The organism is Anaeromassilibacillus sp. An250, from assembly GCF_002159845.1.
Lineage (GTDB): Bacteria > Bacillota > Clostridia > Oscillospirales > Acutalibacteraceae > Anaeromassilibacillus > Anaeromassilibacillus stercoravium.
The window spans coordinates 325940-348348 of sequence record NZ_NFJK01000001.1; the positions used below are offsets into that span (position 1 = coordinate 325940).

The 22409-nt window shown below is 49.7% G+C and carries 11 protein-coding genes, 4 tRNA genes and 1 rRNA gene; 4 read left to right on the forward strand and 12 right to left on the reverse strand.

The window, feature by feature from the left end; translation table 11 throughout:
* The first annotated feature begins 185 nt into the window (after nt 1-185).
* The 3 genes from B5F54_RS01585 (at nt 186) to B5F54_RS01595 (ending at nt 5907) form a co-directional block, all read left to right on the forward strand.
* The gene (locus B5F54_RS01585) at nt 186-2378 is read left to right on the forward strand and encodes an efflux RND transporter permease subunit (protein WP_330396764.1); all 2193 of its coding nucleotides are present in this window, start codon (nt 186-188) and stop codon (nt 2376-2378) included.
* Nucleotides 2375-4510, forward strand: a complete 2136-nt coding sequence (locus B5F54_RS01590; RefSeq protein ID WP_087229510.1) for a hypothetical protein — start codon at nt 2375-2377, stop codon at nt 4508-4510. Before B5F54_RS01585 ends, B5F54_RS01590 begins: the two co-directional genes overlap by 4 nt.
* A gap of 146 nt (nt 4511-4656) precedes the next feature.
* Nucleotides 4657-5907, forward strand: a complete 1251-nt coding sequence (locus B5F54_RS01595) for an AI-2E family transporter (RefSeq protein ID WP_087229513.1) — start codon at nt 4657-4659, stop codon at nt 5905-5907.
* 73 nt (nt 5908-5980) lie between these two features.
* On the opposite strand, the gene B5F54_RS01600 is transcribed toward B5F54_RS01595, so the two are convergent.
* The 6 genes from B5F54_RS01600 to B5F54_RS01625 form a co-directional block, all read right to left on the reverse strand.
* Nucleotides 5981-6592 carry a thymidine kinase gene (locus B5F54_RS01600; protein ID WP_087229516.1) on the reverse strand — a complete coding sequence of 204 codons (612 nt, stop codon included), beginning with the start codon at nt 6590-6592 and terminating at the stop codon, nt 5981-5983.
* 129 nt (nt 6593-6721) lie between these two features.
* Nucleotides 6722-7138 carry a secondary thiamine-phosphate synthase enzyme YjbQ gene (locus B5F54_RS01605; RefSeq protein WP_087229609.1) on the reverse strand — a complete coding sequence of 139 codons (417 nt, stop codon included), beginning with the start codon at nt 7136-7138 and terminating at the stop codon, nt 6722-6724.
* 62 nt (nt 7139-7200) lie between these two features.
* The gene (locus B5F54_RS17985) at nt 7201-7911 is read right to left on the reverse strand and encodes a zinc ribbon domain-containing protein (protein WP_237966390.1); all 711 of its coding nucleotides are present in this window, start codon (nt 7909-7911) and stop codon (nt 7201-7203) included.
* Nucleotides 7912-8008: 97 nt separating this feature from the next.
* Nucleotides 8009-8914, reverse strand: coding sequence for a helix-turn-helix transcriptional regulator (locus tag B5F54_RS01615; protein ID WP_087229519.1), 906 nt, complete (start codon nt 8912-8914; stop codon nt 8009-8011).
* A 60-nt stretch (nt 8915-8974) separates the two neighbouring features.
* A complete protein-coding gene (locus B5F54_RS01620) occupies nt 8975-9793 on the reverse strand; it encodes a response regulator (RefSeq protein ID WP_087229522.1) in 819 nt (272 codons plus the stop codon).
* A complete protein-coding gene (locus tag B5F54_RS01625; RefSeq protein WP_172749498.1) occupies nt 9774-11633 on the reverse strand; it encodes a sensor histidine kinase in 1860 nt (619 codons plus the stop codon). The genes B5F54_RS01620 and B5F54_RS01625 overlap by 20 nt, the downstream gene beginning before the upstream one ends.
* Nucleotides 11634-11888: 255 nt before the next feature.
* Between B5F54_RS01625 and B5F54_RS01630 the strand changes: the two genes are divergently transcribed.
* Nucleotides 11889-13481 carry a peptide ABC transporter substrate-binding protein gene (locus tag B5F54_RS01630; RefSeq protein WP_140400303.1) on the forward strand — a complete coding sequence of 531 codons (1593 nt, stop codon included), beginning with the start codon at nt 11889-11891 and terminating at the stop codon, nt 13479-13481.
* Nucleotides 13482-13779: 298 nt separating this feature from the next.
* Here the strand turns inward: B5F54_RS01630 and B5F54_RS01635 are convergent, their stop codons facing one another.
* From B5F54_RS01635 to B5F54_RS01660, 6 genes are all read right to left on the reverse strand, one after another.
* Complete coding sequence (locus tag B5F54_RS01635; protein WP_172749499.1) at nt 13780-21258, reverse strand: glycoside hydrolase family 97 catalytic domain-containing protein; 7479 nt, start codon at nt 21256-21258, stop codon at nt 13780-13782.
* 469 nt (nt 21259-21727) lie between these two features.
* Nucleotides 21728-21804, reverse strand: a tRNA-Ile gene (locus B5F54_RS01640).
* A gap of 68 nt (nt 21805-21872) precedes the next feature.
* Nucleotides 21873-21948, reverse strand: a tRNA-Asn gene (locus B5F54_RS01645).
* A 7-nt stretch (nt 21949-21955) separates the two neighbouring features.
* A 5S ribosomal RNA gene (gene rrf, locus B5F54_RS01650) occupies nt 21956-22072 on the reverse strand.
* A 57-nt stretch (nt 22073-22129) separates the two neighbouring features.
* Nucleotides 22130-22204, reverse strand: a tRNA-Glu gene (locus tag B5F54_RS01655).
* A gap of 50 nt (nt 22205-22254) precedes the next feature.
* Nucleotides 22255-22330: transfer RNA gene (locus tag B5F54_RS01660), tRNA-Lys, on the reverse strand.
* Between the last annotated feature and the right edge of the window lie 79 nt (nt 22331-22409).

Sequence of the window (22409 nt, forward strand, 5' to 3'; positions counted from 1 at the left end):
AGGGGTTATCCCTTTTGATTTTCAAAAATGCTAGGTAGAAAAAATAATATAATATGTATTTTTATGGTATACAATTCTGTTTTTTATCCAGTATCATGTGCAATATCCGATTTTTCATCTAGAATTTCTGATTCGTTCCAGAATGCCAAATGATTTCCACAATTTGTCACAGGAGGCGATTGCAGTTGGAAAAGGAAAAACATACGGTCCACCGTTTTTCCAATTTTGTCATCAGAAAACGCAAATGGATTGAAAAGATTTTTGCCGTTGCCGTTGTCCTCAGCATTATTGCCCTTTGCTTTGTCCGGGTCAATTATGATTTGAGCAAATACTTGCCGGACGACGCCGCTTCGAAAGCCGGATTGAATGTGATGGATGAGGAATTCGGCTACCCCGGCACGGCACGCGTCATGGTCGGTGATGTATCCCTTTATGAAGCCAAACTGTACAAGGACCGTATCGAAGCGGTGGACGGGGTCAATATGGTCACCTGGGCGGATACCGCAGCCGACGTCTATCAATCCGAACTTTTTATCAATTACGAGGCGATCGAGGACTATTACAAGGACGGATACGCCGTGATGGATATCATTTTTGATGAGGACGATTCCGATGCCAAAACGCACAACGCACTCAACGAAATCGAAGCCATCACCGGGGATAAGGGGTATTTCATGGGGCCCGCTGTACAAAACAAATCTCTGGATGAAACCTTGACCCGTGAAATTGCTATCGCCATGGTGATGGGGATTTTTATGATTTCGGTGATCCTCTGCCTCACCACAACATCCTGGTTTGAACCCTTCCTCTTCCTATTCATCATGGGCGTGGCCATTATCATCAACATGGGTACCAATATCTTTTTGGGGGAAATCTCCTTTCTCACCTTTAGTACAGCGGCCATCCTGCAATTGGCCATCGCAATGGACTATTCCGTCTTTTTGCTGCATTCCTTCACCAGGGAACGGCAAGCGGGGGTAGAACCCGAGCAAGCTGTGGCAAATGCGATTCACAGCTCTGTGACTTCCATCCTGTCCAGCGGCGCAACGACCATTGTCGGCTTCCTCGTGTTGATGCTGATGCGCTTTAAAATTGGCTTTGACATGGGCTTTGTCCTGGCAAAAGGCATTGTCATCAGCCTTTTAACGGTATTGCTTTTGATGCCTGCCTTATTGCTCCGCTGGGGGGATAAGATCGAAAAAACCGCCCACCGCTCTTTTATGCCCTCTTTCAAGGGATTAGGAAAGGCCGTCTTTAAGATCCGCTACGGCGTACTCATCCTGGTTGCCCTTCTGGTTGTTCCGGCCTTTACCGCGCAGAATATGAACCAGTTCCTTTTCGGGAACGGCTCCTTGGGCTCCAGCCCTGGAACAAAGGTGTATGAGGATGAGCAGGCGATCAATACCCGCTTCGGCCGCAGCAACCTGGTCCTTGCATTGGTCCCCAATACCAACAATGTAACGGAACGCGCTTTGACCGAATCGCTGCGGGATTTGGATTATGTAAAATCCGTCACATCCCTCGCAGATACGCTGCCAGAAGGGGTCCCCGAAGACTTCCTTCCAGAATCCCTGACCGGACAGCTCCACTCGGACGATTACAGCCGCATCATGATCTACCTTAAGACCAAGGACGAAAGCGCGTACGCTTATCAATGTACGGATGAAGTGCGTTCGATTGTCGAATCCTATTATCCAGAGGGCTCCTATCTGGTGGGGACGACACCCTCGACACAGGATATCCAAACCATCATCACCAACGACTACAATTACGTCAATATCCTTTCGCTTTTGGGAGTCGCGGTGGTGGTCCTGTTGACCTTCCACTCATTCATTATTCCTATCGTGGTAATGATCCCCATCGAAGTAGCCATCTTTTTCAACATGGCGATCCCCTATTTAGCGGGCGACAAGATGATTTATATGGGATATATCATCGTAAGCTGTTTACAATTAGGCGCGACAGTGGACTATTCCATCCTGACAACCAACAATTATTTGGAAGCGCGTACCCATCTTCCCAAAAAAGAGGCTGCCATCCATGCAATCTCACAAAGTGCCCTGTCCATTCTGACGTCCGGTTCCATCCTAACCATCGTTGGTTACGGCCTGTACTATGTTTCCACTGTTTCCGCCATCGCAGATATGGGGCACTTGGTGGGGCGCGGCGCCCTTCTGAGCACCCTGCTGGTGATTTTCCTTCTGCCTGTCCTCCTGGTGCTCAGCGACAAACTGGTCATGAATCAAATGCGCCGCCGGGCGCTCCGCAAAGCTAAGCGTTCCATCCGATGGAAAACATGGCTGGAAAAACACAAACGAAAAAAAACTACAGCCCCTGATACAGCTCAGCAAAACTCCAAAGGAGGCCTCTTATCATGAAGAAATATAAACGCTTGATTGCTTGTATCCTATCTTTCGCCATGCTGCTTCCCCTTGCTACAATTCCTGCACATGCGGTGGAAACGCCGGTCACAACGGATGAGGCCGTCTACGTCAACCTGGACCACTACGGCGCCGTCACCGGCACCAGCGTAGTCAAAGGATGCAGCCTCAATGGGAACCGGGAATTTAAGGACTATGGATCGTACACAAAGGTCACCAACATGTCCGGATACGACGAGCCGGAATTGACGAACGACGGCGTTGTCTGGAGCCTCTCCCCGGATGCGAACGATCACTTCTTTTACGAATGCACGCCTGCGCAAAACAGCATCATCCTGCCCTGGTCCTTCAAAGTCTCTTACAAGCTCAACGGCGTTCCCACAGAAGCGCAAGACCTCGCCGGCGCATCCGGCTTGGTAGAAATCAATATTGAATGCATTCCGAACGGGAGCGCAGAAACCTACTATCAAAACAATCTGCTGTTGCAGGCGGCTACCATGGTCAATGTCGAGGATGTACTCAGCATCGAAGCGCCGGGTTCCCAAACACAATCCATCGGTACATACAAAGCGGTTCTCTTTGCGGCGCTGCCCGGCGAACATACAACCTTTACCATCCGCATCGGCACGGAAAGCTTTGAGTTTCCCGGCGTGATCATGCTGATGATCCCCGGAACCCTGGAGCAGATGAAGACCATCAAGGATCTGAAAGAGGCGAAGGACACCATCGGCGATTCCGCCGACTCCGTCTATGACAGCCTGGATCAAATTTTGAACGCGCTGGAGGATATGTCCGGAAGCCTGGAACTGACCCAGGAGGGATTGCAAGCCCTACAACAGGCGCGCACATCCATTCAGTCCGCGAAGGGAGGCATCTATGACGGCGCAGACGCTTCTTTGAAGGATCTGGATGCACTCTCGCAGAAGATTGTTGCTCTCGTACCGCATTTGCAAAACGGGGAACAGCTTGTCAACGATGTCAGCGCAGACATCAATGCCATGGTAGATACCACCGGCCTCCTAGCCTCCGACTTGGGAAGCCTTTCCAGTTCTCTTTCCCGTCTCCAAAACAGCATGGAAGATCTGGAGGACGCTCTGAACGACGCCACCATCAGCCGCAAGCATCTCACCAACCTACAAGACGCCATTGATGATCTAACCGATTCATTCGCGCCGTTTGAGGGAGATTTGGAAGATCTAAAAGGAACGATCGACCGCCTGGAAGACCCGCTTGGAAAATTGCTCACCGGTTTGCAGGACACCAAAAGCCAGTTGGACCAGGTGATCGCGGACCTTACACAGAAAGGCGTCTCCGATACACTGCTTGCGCCGCTCAAGAAATACCGCGACCGATTGGATGAAGCCACCGTCAAGCTGGAACAAGTGCGGAAAAAGCTGACCGACCTTTTAAGCAATACCAGCAATACCGTTGGCACGTTGGACGGCTTAGGCAGTGCAATCGATGATCTATTGGACGACCTGAAAGGGCTCTCCGATTTAGATTCCGCCGCGGACGTAATCGGTGAACTCAACCGCACCGGCACATCTTTGCAAGCTGCCATCGCCACCTGCTCTTCTTTCCTCACCACCGTACAAACGTTAAACCATACCTTAAACCAATATAAGGAGGGTACCATCTCCCTGCTGTCGGATTGTTCCGAACTGGCCACACAGCTCGGCTCCACATTGACCAGCACCTCCACCTTCCTACAAGATCTCGAATCGATGATGAAGGAGAGCGGCCAATATCTGAATGAAGGGACCCAGAAGACACTGGACGGATTGATCGGCGCATTGTCAGAAGCCCTGGATATGTCCGGCAGCACGTCGTCCCTTCGCGATGCAAGCGATTCCATCAAAGGGACCGTGGAAGACCAGCTGGATCAAGTGGAAGAGGACAGCAATTTCTTAAATTTGGACGCAGAAGCAGAGATGGTTTCGTTTACATCCCGCAAAAATCCTGCTCCTGCCAGCATTCAGGTCATCTTGCGCACAGAAGAAATCTCCTTAGGCGATGCGGAGGAACCCGTCGAGGATCTGGACCCAGATTCCCAACCTACTAGCTTTTGGGACAGGGTGGTAAACCTTTTCCAGCAGTTATGGGAATCCATCACTTCCCTTTTTCAATAAAAACATACTGCCATGTATAACGCCGGATGCCTTGGGAACCCTATGGCATCCGGCCTTTTGAACCATTGATAATTCCAATGAATTGGAACGGCTTTTCTTTACTTCGCTCACACCGCGTATTATAATGAGCTTGAGGAGTGAACGATATGAATTTAAAACAGCTGATCGAAGATCCCAAGCTGACAAAGCGGATTGTGCTTTTAATTACCTACACCGTTTTGTTGATATTCGCTCTGTTCAACCTGGACAAGCTGTTCAGCTTTTTCCTCTCTATCTTTTCGCTTGCATCCCCGTTTTTTATCGGAATTGCCATTGCATTTGTAGTCAATGTGATCTTAAAGTTTTACGAGGAGAAAGTATTTGCTTTTCTCAATAAAAAAGATCTCAAACTGTGGAAGAAGTGCCGGCGCGCCGTTTGCGTGGTGCTCTCCTTCCTAACATTGATTGTCATCTTAGGCGCAATTATCCTTTTTGTCGTTCCGGAATTGGTTTCCTCTTTAGAAGTCTTGATTCGGAACGCCCCCACGTACATCAGCCGCTTATCAAACGAGATTATCCGTCTTCTGGAAAAATACAATGTGACCCAAGATCAAATCAACTCCCTCTCCATCGATTGGACTTCCCTTTTGTCCAAAGCGACAGAGGTTACCTCCAATTTTATGGGGTCCCTGTTTAACATTACAGCCAGCGTGGCGAACGGCATTTTTACCATGGCCATGAGTTTTATCTTTTGTATGTATATGCTGTTCGGTAAGGAAAAGCTGACCAGCCATTTGAAGCGCCTACTCTATGCGTTCCTGCCCAACCGTGCAGCAAGGCGGACCATCGAGATTTCCAGCATGGCCAACCGGATCTTTTCCAATTTTGTGCGTGGGCAGCTCACAGAAGCGTGCATCTGGTTTTTCCTGGTGTACATTGGATTGAGTATCCTCCGATTGCCTTATGCGGTATTGATTAGTTCAATTGTCGCGCTATGCAGCCTGATTCCCATCATTGGGCCCTATATCTCTATGTTCACAGCGGGTTTTATCCTGCTTTTGGTGAATCCATGGTACACGGTAACCTATATTGTATTCTTCCTGATTCTCCAGCAGATTGAGGGGAACCTAATCTACCCGCGCGTGGTCGGCACCTCCATTGGATTGCCGCCGATTTGGGTTTTGCTCTCCATCATCCTATGTGGGAACCTGTTTGGGATCGTCGGTATCCTGTTGGGCATTCCAACCTTTTCGGTGCTCTATGCGCTTCTCCGCGAAACAGTTCGTAGGCGCCTGTACAAAAAAGGGCTTACCAAAGAGAAGTTCCAGCGAAAAATTTTTCCCGAGGCGCAAACCAAGGGGAAGGCCGCCGCAGAAAATATGGTAGAAACCTCCTCTATAGATTCTGAACGTAAATAAATCGCAAAGTAGGAATGGGATATACCTAGTCCAAACATCCATTAAAAACAGCCTTAAAGAATGGTTGCCACCATCACTTTAAGGCTGTTTTCTCTGTTCCTGTATGCGCTGAATGGGAAAGGCCAGAAAACCGGTTGTCCCTCCAACACTTGTAACACATCCCTACATAACGCTCGTTGCCTCCGATCAAAATCTGTTTGCCTTCCTTGATGATGGCCCCGTCGTGGATACGGGCGTTCACTTCTGCCTTCCTGCCGCAACGGCACACCGATTTGATCTCCGAAAGGGAATCCGCTAATTCAAACAGGCGCTTGCTCGCAGGAAACATCTTCGTCTGAAAGTCTGTCTTCAATCCAAAGCACAACACGGGAATTTCATCCACCGCCAGGTCCTTGAGTTGTTCCACCTGTTCTGGTGTAAGGAACTGCGCTTCGTCAACGATCAGCACCTGGTATTCCCGGTGTGCATCGTACCAGTCCAGCAGGTTCATGTCCTCATCAATCACATAACACCGTTGCTCCAACCCAATGCGCGATTTTACTACCTCTGTTCCGTCACGATCATCAATGCTGGGCTTTAACAGCGCAACACGGTATCCCTGCTCTTCATAATTGAATTTCACCATCAAAGCGTTTGCCGATTTAGAGCTGTTCATGGCCCCATACTTAAAATATAGCTTTGGCATGCCCTTTCCCCCTTTTCCGGAAGGATACGCACCTACGGATGAAAAGGCACAACATCCGTCTGGTATTGGTCTGTACTCTATAAAGTAAGCAGGCCGGCCCAGATGCTCCTGAACCGGCCCCACACAAGATTATTCTCCGATGATTTTGATCAAAGCGTGTTTATCCCGCTTTCCATCGAATTCAAAGTAGAAGATCTGCTCCCATGTGCCAAAGTCCAGCCGGCCGTTTGTCACAGCTACCACCACTTCACGCCCCATAATCGTCCTTTTTAGATGGGCGTCGGCATTGTCTTCAAACCCATTGTGATGATATTGGTCATACGGCTTTTCCGGCGCGAGCTTTTCCAGCCACACTTCATAATCATGGTGCAGTCCTGCCTCATCATCATTGATAAACACACTGGCAGTGATATTCATGGCGTTTACCAGAACCAGCCCCTCTTTAATTCCGCTCTCACGCAGCGCTTCTTCCACCTGCGGTGTGATATTGACCAAGCCCCTGCGCGCCGGCACATGGAACCACAGCTCTTTCCGATAAGATTTCATCATTCCGGCCCCTTTCATATTTTTTCCCATCTTACCACAACCGCTGTGAAAAGCGCAATCCCTTATTTCTCTTTCCACCTCTTTAGTTCCGGGAACCAAGACAGCATCGCTCTTTTCGCTTCTGCACGGTCCGTATACCTACCAGAATCCTTTTCCACGTCCAAACAAAAATCCACCATCTGTTCCATCGTACAATCCGCTAGAAAAGCGCCATTTTGGTAGCAATAACGGCAATAATCGGTATTTCTTGTCCCATCCGCATTCGTCCCATACTGGGAAGCTTCTGTCATTGGCATACCGCAGCTCTGACAAAAGTCGGCCAGCGCTACATAGATCGCCACATCCGTAGGTTGGCCATTCCCCATCCCGATAGAATATTCTTCAAAATCACAAGTAAACTTGCGCGGGAGATTTTCCTGCCAAACCTGTTTCCAAAATATCCCCATATCCTTTGTTACATCGCCATGAAACTGAAATTTTGCATAGGAACCGGCTGGGATCGTCACATACCGGATTCCCTCCTGTGGCGCCGGGTCACCATCCACTTCACAGCCGACGAAAGCATCATAATCGCCTTGTGCGCCATTTTCGTAATTGGTATATAGGCCGTAGGCAGCTTGTCCCTTGCCCCCCGCCAGTCTTCCATTGATCTCCCGAAAATAACGCGTCCAAAGTTCGCCGATCTTCTGCTGCATGTCCGGGCTGGCGTTGCTCGTACGTACAGAGACGCCGGCGATTCTTTTTTTCTGCAATGTTACGATTTCATAGTTCATACCTGTTCCTTCTTTCCCGGGGATCTCCCGTTTTTGTTTCCTCAGTATAAACCACAAAATAGGACAAGAGCATGTCATATTAAAATACAAAGCCTCCCTATTTTTCATAAAGGTCCGCTATATTATGGGCAAAACAGGCAATCCGGTTCTGTATTTCCGGCGGGGAAAGGATCTTCATGGCATCTCCAAAGGACAATAAATAGCCGCAGAGCCAGGGATCGTCCGGATATTCTATGGATACAACGAAAGTCCCATCCTGCCTCCGCCGGATGCAATCCACTGGGAACTCATCATAAACCCGGTAGGCCATCTTTGCGGAAATCTGCAAAACCAATGGGACGGTATGGCCCGATGCATAGGATGGAAGCTCCATTTCCGGCAATGAATGCTGGTCGCGGGTAAAGCGCTGACCGGTCAGGCAGACATGCTGCATCCGGGATATTTTAAAGGTGCGGTAATCCTGTCTGGTGCGGCAATAAGCCTGCAAATACCAACTGCTGTTGCGGAAGTGCAATTTCATCGGTTCCACACAGCGCCGGGCGGTCTCCCCCAAAGTATTGGAATAGGAAAATTCCAACACATATTGTTCCAAGATCCCTGTTTTGAGAATACCGAAAATCTCCCGCTCCGCTGAGGCGCCATTCCAACTGGAAAAGTCTACATCTATCCAATCCGTTACACGCTTCTGAAAAAGCCCATGTAAGCGGGACAGCACTTGTGTCCCCTGCATGTTGGCCGCCCGTAGGCTTTGCAAGGCAAATAGAATTTCATCCTGCTCTTCGGAAGAAAGCAACGAACGGTCCAGAACGAAGTGGGATAAGAGCTGGATTCCGCCGCCCTTTCCCTTGCTGGCATAGATTGGTATTCCCGCCCCGGACAGGAGATCAATGTCACGGTAAATTGTGCGGGGCGACACCTCAAACCGCTCCGCAAGTTGTTTGGCAGTCATGTTCCCATGTTCCATCAACAAATATAGGATGGAAAACAAGCGGCCTGTCTGCATATCGTCCTCCCTACTATACACATCGCTTAGAAACGGGTACAAAAGGCTTTCACACTATACTTAAGATTGCTTTCTGGCTAAAACCATTTCTGCCATTCGCTGCACATTGGGCAACATCTCTTCTGCCCAAGAGTATTCGAACAGAAATGCCCCTGCAAACGAAGCCGCTGCCTGTACATCGCCGGCAAGCAATCGAAAATAATCGCAATCGAAGCGCTCGCAATTGATTCCCAACTTCCCGCGGACGGATATGAGCGCGTCACCAAGGCCAACCTTTTCCAATGCTTGGCGCAAATACATGCAAGCCTTTCGATACTTTGCCTTGACTTTGCTATCATACTGCTCATCTTCCCATAGGGTCCCAATGATTGAATCCATATCAACCAGCGCGCCGTCTTGACTGATGAGCAGGGCTAGGAGTTCTTTGGCCTTGCTACTTTTGAAATCTACAGGCTTGTCATCGACAAACAATCCAAACCGGCCAAAGGTCCTTATAAAGGCTTTTTTCCCTTCTGTTGGCCCTACGACCCGGCGCACTTTGTCGATAACTTTGCGCACAGACTGCTGTTCAAACGGCTTTAAAATATAGCCATACGCATCTTCATTAAAAGCGTCCAAGGCATACTGTTTATAGCCTGTCACAAATACAACCGCAATGCGTTCATTGATTGCATGAAGCTGGTGTGCCAGATCCAACCCCCGAATTCCCGGCATTTCAATGTCCAAGAATGCTAAATCAACGGGATGCCCTTCCGCATATTTTAAAGCTTCTGCGGCATGCAAAAAGCGTCCTACAATCTGCACATCTTCGATTTGTTCGCAAGTATCTGCCAATTCTTCTACTGCAAGCGGCTCATCATCAACGATCATCGTCTTCATCAAAGAGCTGCGCCTCCTGTTCTGGAATTTGAATCACCTGTTTAGTCCCCTTCCCAACCTCGCTCTGGATCTCAAGCTTTGCCTTCAGCAAGGTCTCTAAACGGTAACGAAGGTTTTTTATCCCAACTCCACCAAAAGAAGAGGATTGCAATTGCTCAACGTCAAATCCCACCCCATCATCTAAAATCTCGATCCAGACAAAGCCATCTTTTTGGTAGGAACACAGAGATACGGTCCCTCCCTCAATCTTTTTACAGATGCCATGCCGCACAGCATTCTCTACGAGGGGTTGTACCGTCAAAGGCGGCACCATAAAATTCCGGCACCGAATGTCTAAAATCACATGAAGACGTTCGCCAAACCGCATCTGTTCAATGTTTAAATAAGCGCGGATATTTTGCAATTCCTCTTCAAACAGGATGGGCTCCGTGCTTTCAATCGAATCCATATTTCCGCGCAGGTAGGTGGAAAAATCGTACACCGCTTTCTCTGCTTTCTCCGGGTCTTTCCGGCAAAGCACTTTAATAGCCAACAGCGCATTGTATAAGAAATGTGGTTGTATCTGGTGCAAGGCCAAATTGGTCTGGGCCTGTTGCAACTCAGCGCGCATTTCTGCAACTTTCAACGCCTCATTTTGGATTGCATTCAGACGCTTTCCATCCACATATTTGATAGCAATGGTCAAACACACCAGCCCGATCTGGAAGGCAAAGCTGTCGTCAAAGGGGAAAAGCCCTCCAAGCGCCATATCCCCCAGAAGGCATCCGGCATAGACGCAAAGGCATCCGAGGTAATAAGGGAAAAAATAAGGACTTGGTGCATGTTCATCTTGAAGGATCGGTTTTACCATTCCCACAAAAAGGATGGGGGCAAGAAGGATATCAACCAGGGCCCACCACCAGGTAATGTGGAAGGCCAATCCAATCCCTACAGCGATTGCATAGGCTCCCAGAACCAATAGGTTTACACAAACAATCCTCTTCTTGCTTCTTGGAACCCCAGAAGGCTTTGGATTCGCACATAGGAGAATTCCCCAGGCTGCCACGCCCGCAGCATGGAAGGGGAAAAGCATATAATCATAAGGAATCGGTGACCAAAAGCAAAACGCAGAAAAGATCGGCCCCCTGTAAAAGCTTTTTAGCAAAAATAAAATCATCACCAAAAGGATGGTGACTGAATACCCACTTTTAGGTTTCAGCATACGATCCATTGCATAGAAAATAATAAACACAATCGCAATGCCCAACAGCAGCGAACTAAAAATGATATCCCGCTCCGCCGCCTGTTCGTATGTAGAGCGGTCGATCAAGATGGGCGTCAGGCATAGGCCTGGATAAACATGGCTGGATACTTCAATGACCAATTCGCATTCTGAAGAGCGCAGCGGCAAGGTGTTCATTTCAATATAACTCGGGAATACTTCCGTGTTTTCCGGATTTTTCAAAACCGTCCCGCTTCCAGAAACCGGCTGCCCATTCAAAAATATCCGGTATGCGGAAGGAAGATTGGGGACCACTACAAGCACGTCAGCCTCTGGTGGGCAATTGACAAGCCGTATGCGGTAACTGGCATATCCTTCATTGGGCAGGGCCTGTCCATCCTGTTCCAGCTGTGTCCAATAAGATGGCACCTGAACCAATGCATCCGGTTCCTGATCTTTTAAATGATCTGTAACCAACAATTTTTGCCAAAAAAATTCCCATTCGCCCTTTAATATAATGGGTTTCCCCGTATCAAAGTCAATTCCTTGCAGGTCCACTGTACTGTTTTCCAAGCGGGAGATTTCTGGATCATGCAGCGGCTGCCAAATCCCCATAAAGATGACCAATCCTATTATCATAAAGCACAGACAAGCCGCCCAGATATATTTTTTGTTTTCTTTTCGCAAAGCTTTCATGCAAGTGCCTCTTCTCAAATGGAACTTCCCATTTTAGTCTAACGTAGTTCATGCGCATGAATTTTCCTTTGAAAAATCATGCTATGAGAAATCCATCAAAATTTTATTTTTATATCTTGTAGGTGCCTTGTATATAGAAAACGTTTATGCTATGCTAAAAAATATACAAATTTCTATGATACATTCCAGGTGATATGTGTGAAAAAGGTGAAAATATATTTTCTTCTTATATGCCTTATGGTTGGCTTCACCGCTTGCAGCACGCCGCAACCCTCTCCGAAAAATCATACACATCCAAAAATCTTGCGGTATGCGTTGGCTCAAGAGCCCAACACATTAGACCCACAAAAAGTAGATGCCTCTCCTGAAGCAACCATTGCCTATCATATATACGAAGGATTGATGCGTTCTTACGGCGACCAACTTCTCTATGGGATTGCCAACTCTTACGAAATCTCAACAGACGGGCTGGTCTATACCTTTTATTTGCGAGATGCATGTTATAGCGATGGGACGCCCGTGCGTGCACAAGACTTTGTCTATGCCATTCAACGGATGCTGACGGAAGAAGATTCCAGCCGTCCCTTTATGGCGTACCCAATCAAAAATGCTGCGAAAATCCACCGGAAAGAGCTTTCGATAGATACTTTGGGAGTTCAAGCGACCAATGACAAAATTTTAAAATTTGTTCTGGAAAATCCAACCCCCTACTTCCTGCAATTATTGACCTTGCCAACTTTTAGCCCAATCCCTGCACAAAGCGATCCTGCTATGGTGGATATAACGCTTTCCAACGGCCCGTTTATGCTGAAAGAATGGAACCATAATGATTCGATTGTTCTGGAAAAAAATCCAAACTACTGGGATGCAGATAACATCCCACTAGACCAGGTGTCCATTATTATATCGACCAATGGGACAAAATTGCTCGACATGTTTTTTAATGGTGAACTGGACGTCTTACCCACAAGCACAACCAATGTCCCAGAATCATTCTCCCCTTATATCCAATACTATTATAATGGTGCGAATGATTTTATACGGTTAAACATGGATGGCAGTTGTCCGCTCAGCAATAAAAATTTACGTTTGGCATTAAATTATGCACTTGACCGGAATGCCTATGTGGATGCTTTGGGGTCGGAGGATGTGACTGCCATTTCTCGCTATGTGCTGCCGATCCTTCCCGGGACTCACAAAACTTTTGGTGAAGAATATCCACTGGAAGCGTTCCCTCTCAATGGAGACGCGCAAAAGGCAACCGACTATTTAAATGCCGCCCTTCAAAACTTGGGGCTTAAAGAAGCGTCGGACATCCGCTTAGAGCTTTTGGTTTCGGATGATTATTGGGCCCGAACGGAAGCGAATATCATCAAAGAACAACTGGAATCTGTTTTAGGAATTTATATAAACGTTTTCTCAGTCCCTTATCAAACCCATATGGATTTAGAAGAGACCCACAACTTTCAAATGTCCCTATCCGGCTGGATTCCGGAATATGCAGACCCCGCTACTTACCTGGAACTGTGGACATCGGATTCTTCTTATAACTATGCCAGTTATAAGAGCGAAGAATATGACGAATGCTTTCAAACAGCCAATAGCCAAATGGACGCCCAAAGCCGCATGAGCCTCCTGGCGCAGGCGGAAACCATTTTGCTGGAAGACGGGGCGTTAATTCCCCTGCAAATACGGCAAAGCGCGCTATTAAAGAATCCAAAGCTTACAAATTTCCAAACGTATTATATCAATACGGAATACCAATACATCTATGCAGATTTTTCAACCTAAATAAAATCTTATACAACAAAAGAAAAACGCCTCCTGCCTCAGTGAATCCTGTGGCAGGAGGCATTTTTACTGGGAAATGTTTTGCTATTTGACTGAATGGACAGAGGCTTCCTGCGGAAGATGTTCCGCAGGATTGCCCCTTAAATTTGCTGAATGGATGGTAATTACAATGCTTCATCGGACGCGCGGCGTCTTTCGCGGGCACACAGTGCCTTTTCGCGCCTACGGCATTCCCTACGGAAGCAAATCACAATAGGTTTCTCTTTCTGCTCCACAAAGGAACATCTTACGGAAGCAATCAGCCAATCGTCACCGTGCAGTGCTTGACGGCGCTCTGGCCCGGCAAGGTCGTGTAAACGCCTGTGCTCTGGCCAGGTGTGCCAATCGCCCATACGCGGAAGTAGTAATCGTTTCCGATCTGGGCTACAAACTGCGTCTTCAGTACATTGCCATTGCCCACTGTAAAGCTCGGCATCAAGTTATTGCCATTTACAACAGTCATCTTGAAACAGTATGCGCTGCCGCTCTTGACTGTGAAATCAATCGTTGTATCGGAAATCACTCTGGGCTGAGCAGTTGCTGCACCTGTACCAACAGCCACTACAACGCCATCAGAACCCATCGGATTCCCACTGTTCGACGAACTGGAACCGCTGGAGCCACTGTTGCTGGGTCTTCTGGCCAGGTTTACAATGGCATCTTTAATCGCCTTCGTTGCTGCATCGATGGTTGCCTGGTCTGCAGTTTCCGGAAGCTGCTCTGCTGCTGTAATGGCTGCTTCGACTGCACTCCAACTTGCCGCTGTGTAATTGCTGGAATTCAAGCTCTTTGCCTCTGTCAGCGCCGCATTCAGCTCGTTCCAATCTGCCGTCTTCACCAGCTTTACAACTGCACCGCCGGTCTCCTTCAGGTCAATCGACATCGCCTGGCCCTTTGTAACGGTCATCGTCTCGGTGATGATCGCCTTGGAGGTATCGTCGTTCATCGGGTCATCGCTGTCGCGGAAGATGTATGCGGTATACGTCGCGCCGTCATCCAGGAAGTCCAGGTTGAACGCCGCAGTGCGGGCTTCGTTTGCCAAAAGGCTTACATACCAATCATCGCCTGTAGTACGCGCCATATTGACATAATGGCCCGGGTCGCCGTCCAACAGGATGCTGTCTTCCCAAGAGGTTGGGATATTCTTAAAGAGGTTTTCATATGCCACATGCGCACGATAGACAGCCGGCTTATCGGCCATTGTCTGGATGCCGCACTCAAACATGATGGTTTCTGCCACCAGGTGCGCCTGGGTTACGGTCTTGTTGCCGAAGGTGTTGCCATAGGAGGCCATCGGGGTGAAGTCCGCACCGCCCACTGCAAAGCGGGTGAACGGAAGCATACAATCGAAGTATGCGTCATTCCAACAGCTCTCACCGCCGGAAACAGCCTCGCGGCAGATTGCATTCGGATAGGTCCTTCTTTCGCCGGTCGTCTTGCCAGCGCCGTGGATATTGATGAGCAGATGGTTCTCTGCTGCTTCCTTGGTCAGGATATCCAACAGCTGGATGATTTCCTGGCTCTGCGAATCAAAGAAGTCCGGCTTAATGCCCTTGATGCCCATGTCAGCCCATTCCTTGATGCGCTCGCGCTCTTCCGGCGTATCCAGATCGCGCTTGTTCGCCCAAACAATCAGGCCAATCCCCTTCTCTTCTGCATAATCCAGGACTTCCTGCATCCAGTCATAGTAACCGTCGTACAGGTCGTTGCCGCGGTTGTACACGCGCGGCTGCCAGCCTTCATCCAGAAGCTGGTATTTCCAGCCCATCTCAACCGCGAAATCGATGTACTGCTTATACAGCTCCGGTGCAGTCTCTTCCCACGTAGTGCCTTCCGGCAGATTGTCGTGGCGGAGATCGCCGTTCAACCAGGTCCAGTCAACCGGGCTCGGAACAATCCAGCTGGTGTCTTCGATTGCGCAATCGGGGTTCAAGGTTTCTGCCAACGTGTTCTCCGCAATGTCCGCCGGATCGCCGATGACCATAAAGCGCCATGGGGATACAAACGGTGCGGTGGTGACGATGTCGCTGAACTGCTCCGGCGAGAACACGACGTCCAACATACCGGAATCATGGCCCACGATCTGTCCGCCGCTGTACTGCGGGGTAAGCGCTGCTTCGGACAAGAGCGCCCAATCGCCGTTCTCGGTCTCATAGAGCAATGGCATGCAATAGCCGCCTTCCAGCTCTTCGATCTCCTTCTGATAGTAGCGTTCCTCGTTTGCCTTATTGAAGTCCATCGTCTGTGCGATGGAGCCGTCCGGCATCAGGAATCCGGTCGCCTCCGAAGAGATCGTCAGCTCCTCGCCTTCCTGTCCTTCGATCTGATACTGGAATGCCATGCCATCGTCATAGACGCGGCTGACAATGCGATAGGTGACGCCGTCCTTTTCAAAGCTCATTGTGAGCTCTGTGCCGGTTGCATCGACATGGCTCTTCTTCGCGCCGATCAGATCATAGGAATCCGTCACGATCTCGGTCTTGGAGTCCACAAAGGTCAAACCTGTGCGGAAATCGCCCAGATTGGTAACCAATCCGGTGGGAGAAGCACCGATCACGGTGTTGCCATCTCTGGAGGTTGCAAATACGACGGAACCATCGTCGCGCAGGGTAAACAGGGTCTTAATGGAACCATCCGGGGAAACAGCGGTCCAAGAATCTTCCGTGCCGTTTCCAACGATGACATCCAGGGTCGTGGACTGCGTTACGCCGTCCAGTTCCACATTGCAGGTGATCGTCGCAGTACCGTCAGCCACTGCTACAATCGCACCATTCTCTACTCTGACAATGGATTCATCGCTGCTGCTGTAGGTGATGGTTGCATTTGTCAGGTCTGCCTTGATGTTCTGCAGGCCGCTCCAACCGACCCGGCCGGTATAACCGGTCACGTTGATCGCGGAGGTTTCGCCCACCTGCATCCAGGTCTCTTCGGTTCTCGCTGTGACGCGGGCCAAATCCTCCTGCGCTTCCTCGTCGCAGTAGAGACGGGCATCTGCCCAAGTCGTGCTGCTGCCGCCGTTTGCATACAGGGTCAAAATCTTTGTCCCTTCCGGAATGGCCACTTCCAAAGCGCCGTTGTCCGGCGTAATCTGGTTTCCATCGTACGAGAGTATCTTTGTGAGGATCGGCTCTCCGTCCGCCAGAACGATAAATTCGCAACTACCTCTACCCGCTGGGAAGCAGCCGATCGCCTTAAAGGTTTCTGCATGCAGGCCGGTGATGTCAAAGGTCACCTGGGACGGTGCAAAGGTACCGATGCCCTTTTCATAGATAACGGTTTCGCCGTTTTCATTCCAGGAGATCTCCGTCTGGTCCACTGTCTGATCCTTGCGAACCAGGAACCAGCTGTCTACCGCATTGATCCATTCCAGATCACTCAGATAGATGGCGTCCGGGTCCGCCTCATGGTAGTTCTCGTTTCGGATCTGCTCTTCGATCGTCCATACACTAGAGGGCGCTGCGTCGGTCGCCAAAATGACCAACGTGCCATCCATTGTTGCATCGTTTTCCAATGCAATATAGAGCGGGGACGCCTCGGAAGCCTTATTCATCAGGCGATACTGTCCCGCTTGCTCTGCCGGGACAATCTCCCACCACTGTGCATCGTTTGCCGTGTCCGTAGCGCCGAGGGTCAATGCAACACCTTCCGCGACATTGGAACCGGTCGGCATCAATACGGTGGAAGTTGCAGATTGCAACTGAATCATATAGTATTCATTGTTGCTGTCCGGGATCAAACGCCAGTACTCTGCTTCGCCATCGAAATCCCACCACAGGTCGATGATCGCGCCTGCACTGGAATTGTTGCTGTTGGATTCCATGCAGCTGCCGTTCAACACGGTCTTGATCTTATAGTCCGATTCTGTGTTCCAGGTCGGCTGCTGCGGTTCATCACTCGGATGGAAGTTATCGGGAACATTCGCCCAAGCTTCCGAAACCGCTTCGGTCTCCGGATAAATCTTCGCAAGGAAGTTATACATATCGACGTCGTATGCTTGGAGTTCCTCGCGGGTATTGACCGGGCCGCGCACGCCGTCCCAAGAGCCGTCGTTCGATTCGGACATCGCATTGAACCAGATCGCCGTGCATGTTGCGAAATACTCTTCCCTGTTCGAAATCGCGTAGCTGTTCGGCCAAAGGTTCTTCGCCTGTGCAGAGGCATAAACCGCATCAAATTCCTCTTTCAGTTCCGGGATCGAATCCACGCCGAGCAGATGGACGGAGTGGCCAAACTCGTGAACCAATACGGATTCATTTTCATAGCTGGTATAATGATTCGGAGAATCCTGCCGCAGAAGACGGAGGACATTTGCATCATAGATGCTGGCAACCGGATTGCCAACCATCCCGCCGTAACCTTCTACATAATACATATCCGGATCATACGTCGCACGATGTTCCGGGATGCTATAGGCGCTTTCGCCCTGGCCATACACAGCCAGTTCTGCGCCATTCTCAATCATCTTCTCCGCAACATCCGAGCGTTCGGAGAGCATGACATCCACCATGTCCGCCGCAGCCTGCAACGTGGAAGGCTCCACTGCATCGCTGGACTTCACGGTGATGCCGCAATCCGCCTGGACAAACTGCGTATAGAACGGGGCCACTTCGACTGTATAGACCTCTTCGGTATCCGCAGCTTCATTCAGTTCGTTCGTCACATTGCCAACCACCTGAACGGTGATCTGTGCATCTTCTGCAGGAACGTCTTTCAGCTCCAAAGTGGTCATCTGATCGAAATACAGCGCTCCATTGCCGGCATTGTAGCCATAGTCGTTGAGCTCTGCTTCCTGTCCATTCACCATGACCTGGAAGCTAGCCTTTTCATCGGCGCCCGTCACGTCCTGATTCCAATCCAATTCGATCAGGCGGTCCGTGATCAACTTTGCCTCGGTGATGGCCGGAGCTTCTTCCTGCACCTTGTCCTTCGGGACATAGTGGATGGCTGCGCCGCCGGTCTCTGCCAACGGAATCGTCAGCGTATCGTCCTTGGTGACGACCTTGATTTCCTCTACAATGCTGCTGTTGACCGTTTCTTCATCGACCACCAGGTTGCTTCCGTCCTGATTGTGGCGGCCAAACTGGTCATAGGCAGCGGGGCCTGCCTCCAGAACTTCTGGGGAATCCTTGTAGATGTAAGCAACGTATTCGCCGTCGCCCAGGAAATCGAGCGGGAAGGTTGCATCCAGCTTTCCATCGCAGATGATACCCTGATACCACTCGTCACCGTTTCTACGGGCCATATTGACATAATCGCCCGGATACCCGTCGATCAAGATTCCCTCGTCCCATTCGGACGGCATATTCTTGAAGTAATGCTCATAACCGGGATGTGCACGATAGACATCCGGCTTATCGGCCAAGCACTGCAAGCCGCACTCATAAATTACCGGCAGCGCCGTCATGTGCGCGACCGTGAAGCGGCCTGGATTGTGGTTCGTCAGGTTGTCGTTTGCACCGTAAGAGACCATGGGGGTATAGTCCATCGGGCCTACCGCGCCGCGTACAAACGGCAGCGAACAATTGTGATGGGCATTCATAATGGCGCCCCAGGTATCGATATTGTCCACCGCATAGGCTTCTGCACCGCGGACCGCCTCACGTGCGATCGCGTGCGGCCAAGTACGGCGTTCGCCGGTCGGCTTGCCCGCACCGTGGACGTTGATGAGCAGATGATATTCTGCCGTTTCTTCCATCATCTTTTCGATGAGCTGGATGGTTTCCTGATCCTGGGAATCAAAGAAGTCCGGCTTAATGCCCTTGATGCCCATATCGGCCCATTCTTTAAACATCTTCTGCCGGTATGCATCATCGGTCAGGTTTGCCTTTCTTGCCCAGACAATCAGCCCGACACCCTTTTCAGCGGCATAGTCGATCAGCTCCGGCATCCAATCGTAGTAACCTTCGTACTCATGTTCACCGGCCGCTGTATTGCCGCGCGGCTGCCAGCCTTCGTCCAAAAGCTGATACTTCCAGCCCATTTCCACGGCAAAATCAACATACTTTTTATAATACTCCAAGCCGGCAGTTTCGAAGGTAACGCCATCCGGCAACTGATCGTGGCGAAGATCGCCGTTCAACCACGTCCAGTCAACTGTACCCGCCTCGATCCAGCTGGTATCTTCTACCTTGCTTTCCGGAGAAAGGGATTCAGCCAAAGTATTGTTGGTAATCGTCTGCAAGTCGCCGATCACGACATAGCGCCACGGGCTTGCAAACGGCAGCGTGGTTTCCACATCGTCCGTCTGCTCCGGGGTAAAGACAATGCGCAAGAGGCCGGTACCATCGCCGGTCATCTGTGCACCGCAATATGTACCATTCAGGTCTGCCTCGTTCACCAAAGCAAATACATCGTCTTCTGTCTTGTAGAGCAACGGCATCGAATACCGATAATTGAGCTCCGTAATCGAAGGATGCTCAATCTCTACGTCTTCGTTGGACTGGCTGTAATTCATCGCCCAGGTATACGCGCCATCCGGCAGGCGAACGCCCGTATGCTCCGAAGAGATCGACAGATCCGTGCTTTCATCGCCATTGATGCTGTAACGGAACGCTACGCCATCGTCAAACACTCGCAGGATGATGGCATAGGACGCGCCTTCTTTTTCAAAGGTAAAGGTCATCTGCTTGTACGAAGCATTGACATGCTTGACTTTGGCGCCAAAGAGGTCATAATCCTCCGTCCCGCTGGTCTCTTCGACATCGACAAATTCGAGGCCACTGCGGAAGTCCCCTTCGCTGGTAACAATGCCAGTGGGAGAGGCCGAGACAACAACGGAATCGCCATTCAACGCGGCGTAGGATGCCACTCCATATGCCGCATCATAGGCAAACAAAGCAGAAACTTCGGAGGTTGGCGCCGTCAATTGATAGATCGCGCCATCTATTGGTTCTGTTCCTACAATGATTGGCGTATAGCCTTCTACGGAGCTGCCATCGCTCAAAGTCGCCGAAGCAACGATCGAAGCAACGCCATTGGCCTTCGCCGTAATTGTATACTCGCTGCCTTCCTGCGTAACTTCCACCACATCCGGATTGCTGCTGGTGATTTCGTCGATCGCAAGGCTCTCTTCATACTCGTCCAACGCGGTTGCTTGAAGCGTTGTGCTTTCGCCCACGTTCAAGAGGGTCTTACCTGCGGAGACATTTACAACCGGGTCAACCGGCTCCGGAGGTGCTACCTCAACCTTACTGATATTCCAGTAACTAGAGGCTGTCGTCCCATCGGACAAGATAACCGGGGTCCCATCGTCCACCGCATCGTCTTCCAGCGCAATATAAACCGGTGCGGTTCCTTCCGAAGCCTTATTCAACAGTTTATACTGGCCCTCTGTCTCTGCAGGGACAATCTTCCACCACTGGGAATCGTCTGCGTCGTCGATGTTTCCAACCGTCAGCTCTGTGCCTTCCACAGCCGCCGAATCAATTGGCATCAAAACGGTCGCATTGGTGTTTTTCGGTTGAATCCGGTAATATTCCCCATCGCTATCCGGAATCAATCTCCAGTACAACGCGTCATCGTGGTAATTCCACCAGAGGTCTACGGTTGCACCCGGGTTTGTGTTTCCAGAGTAAACTTCAATGCCTGCGTCTTTCAACACAGTAAGAAGCTCATACTCTGCGGAAGGATCCCACTCTTCCGTGGCTTCACTTTTTGCGAATGCAGGCGTCCAAATGGAACATACCATTGTGAATGCCAGAAGTAGCGACAAAAGTGATCGCCATGCTTTTTTCTTCATCCTTTCTTCTCCTCCTTTGTTTTCAGGCAAAAGCCTGTTGGTACCTTTGTTATTGTAGCAGAGGAAGTGTTCCAAAAGTGTTCCATAATCCATTAAATTTTCAGTATATTTTAATAAAAGACAATTCATTTCTACTGAATCAAAAAATTTGAATTAAAACTTTTTCACTTTTCTTTGAATCTAACGCAACAGAATCCTATATAATAAATAAGTATACGAGAGATGAGAATATGAAAAAACGATCTGTGCAGTATCCGAACTCTGTGAAATCCGTGTGTAAACACTTCATCATCGTGACAAAATGGCATCTTCTTTAATGATTATCACGAATCATTTTAACCTCCAATCAAGACATTAAAAAATGCCCTCCAGAACTCTGGAGGGCATTCTACATCCATACAAAATAAACTATATAAAACTATTGATAAAAACAAAAACCCTTCCAAAATGTCCTACATTCGGAAAGGGTTGGTGGGCCATCAAGGACTCGAACCTTGGACCGACCGGTTATGAGCCGGTTGCTCTAACCAACTGAGCTAATGGCCCCTATTCACATTTCAACGAAAATATCCGGATAAACCAAAGGAACTACAAAAAGTAGTTCCTTCATCAAGTGGCTCCCCCTGTTGGACTCGAACCAACGACCCTGCGGTTAACAGCCGCATGCTCTACCGGCTGAGCTAAGGAGGAATGTTTGTGTTGGCGTCTTCCTATTGTCCCGGGCCGTCACCAGCCAAGTATCTTCGGCACTAATGAGCTTAACTTCCGTGTTCGGGATGGGAACGGGTGGACCCTCATCGTCATCAACACCAACTCTATTTATCACATTCCTGTGTAAATAGCTCTATATTCATTTTTCCTTGTTTGCTTTTGGTGACCCGTGCGGGAATCGAACCCACGTTAACGGCGTGAGAGGCCGCTGTCTTAACCGCTTGACCAACGGGCCATATCGTCAGCTCAGGAGCCGGAGGGTTCCGGCCCCTCTCTGACCTTCTTTGGTGCACCATCAGGGACTCGAACCCGGGACACCCTGATTAAGAGTCAGGTGCTCTACCAACTGAGCTAATGGTGCAGACCTGTGGCCTCGCCGCTTCCGCGACTTACCATTCGCCAGTATACCTTTTGCCAGTACACTGAAAACTGAATAAAGA

Coding starts and splice junctions, on each gene's coding strand:
- B5F54_RS01590 (WP_087229510.1), top strand. CDS start 2,375: ATGAAGAAATATAAACGCTTGATTGCTTGTATCCTATCTTTCGCCATG.
- B5F54_RS01595 (WP_087229513.1), top strand. CDS start 4,657: ATGAATTTAAAACAGCTGATCGAAGATCCCAAGCTGACAAAGCGGATT.
- B5F54_RS01600 (WP_087229516.1), bottom strand. CDS start 6,592: ATGCCAAAGCTATATTTTAAGTATGGGGCCATGAACAGCTCTAAATCG.
- B5F54_RS01605 (WP_087229609.1), bottom strand. CDS start 7,138: ATGAAATCTTATCGGAAAGAGCTGTGGTTCCATGTGCCGGCGCGCAGG.
- B5F54_RS17985 (WP_237966390.1), bottom strand. CDS start 7,911: ATGAACTATGAAATCGTAACATTGCAGAAAAAAAGAATCGCCGGCGTC.
- B5F54_RS01615 (WP_087229519.1), bottom strand. CDS start 8,914: ATGCAGACAGGCCGCTTGTTTTCCATCCTATATTTGTTGATGGAACAT.
- B5F54_RS01620 (WP_087229522.1), bottom strand. CDS start 9,793: ATGAAGACGATGATCGTTGATGATGAGCCGCTTGCAGTAGAAGAATTG.
- B5F54_RS01625 (WP_172749498.1), bottom strand. CDS start 11,633: ATGATAATAGGATTGGTCATCTTTATGGGGATTTGGCAGCCGCTGCAT.
- B5F54_RS01635 (WP_172749499.1), bottom strand. CDS start 21,258: ATGAAGAAAAAAGCATGGCGATCACTTTTGTCGCTACTTCTGGCATTC.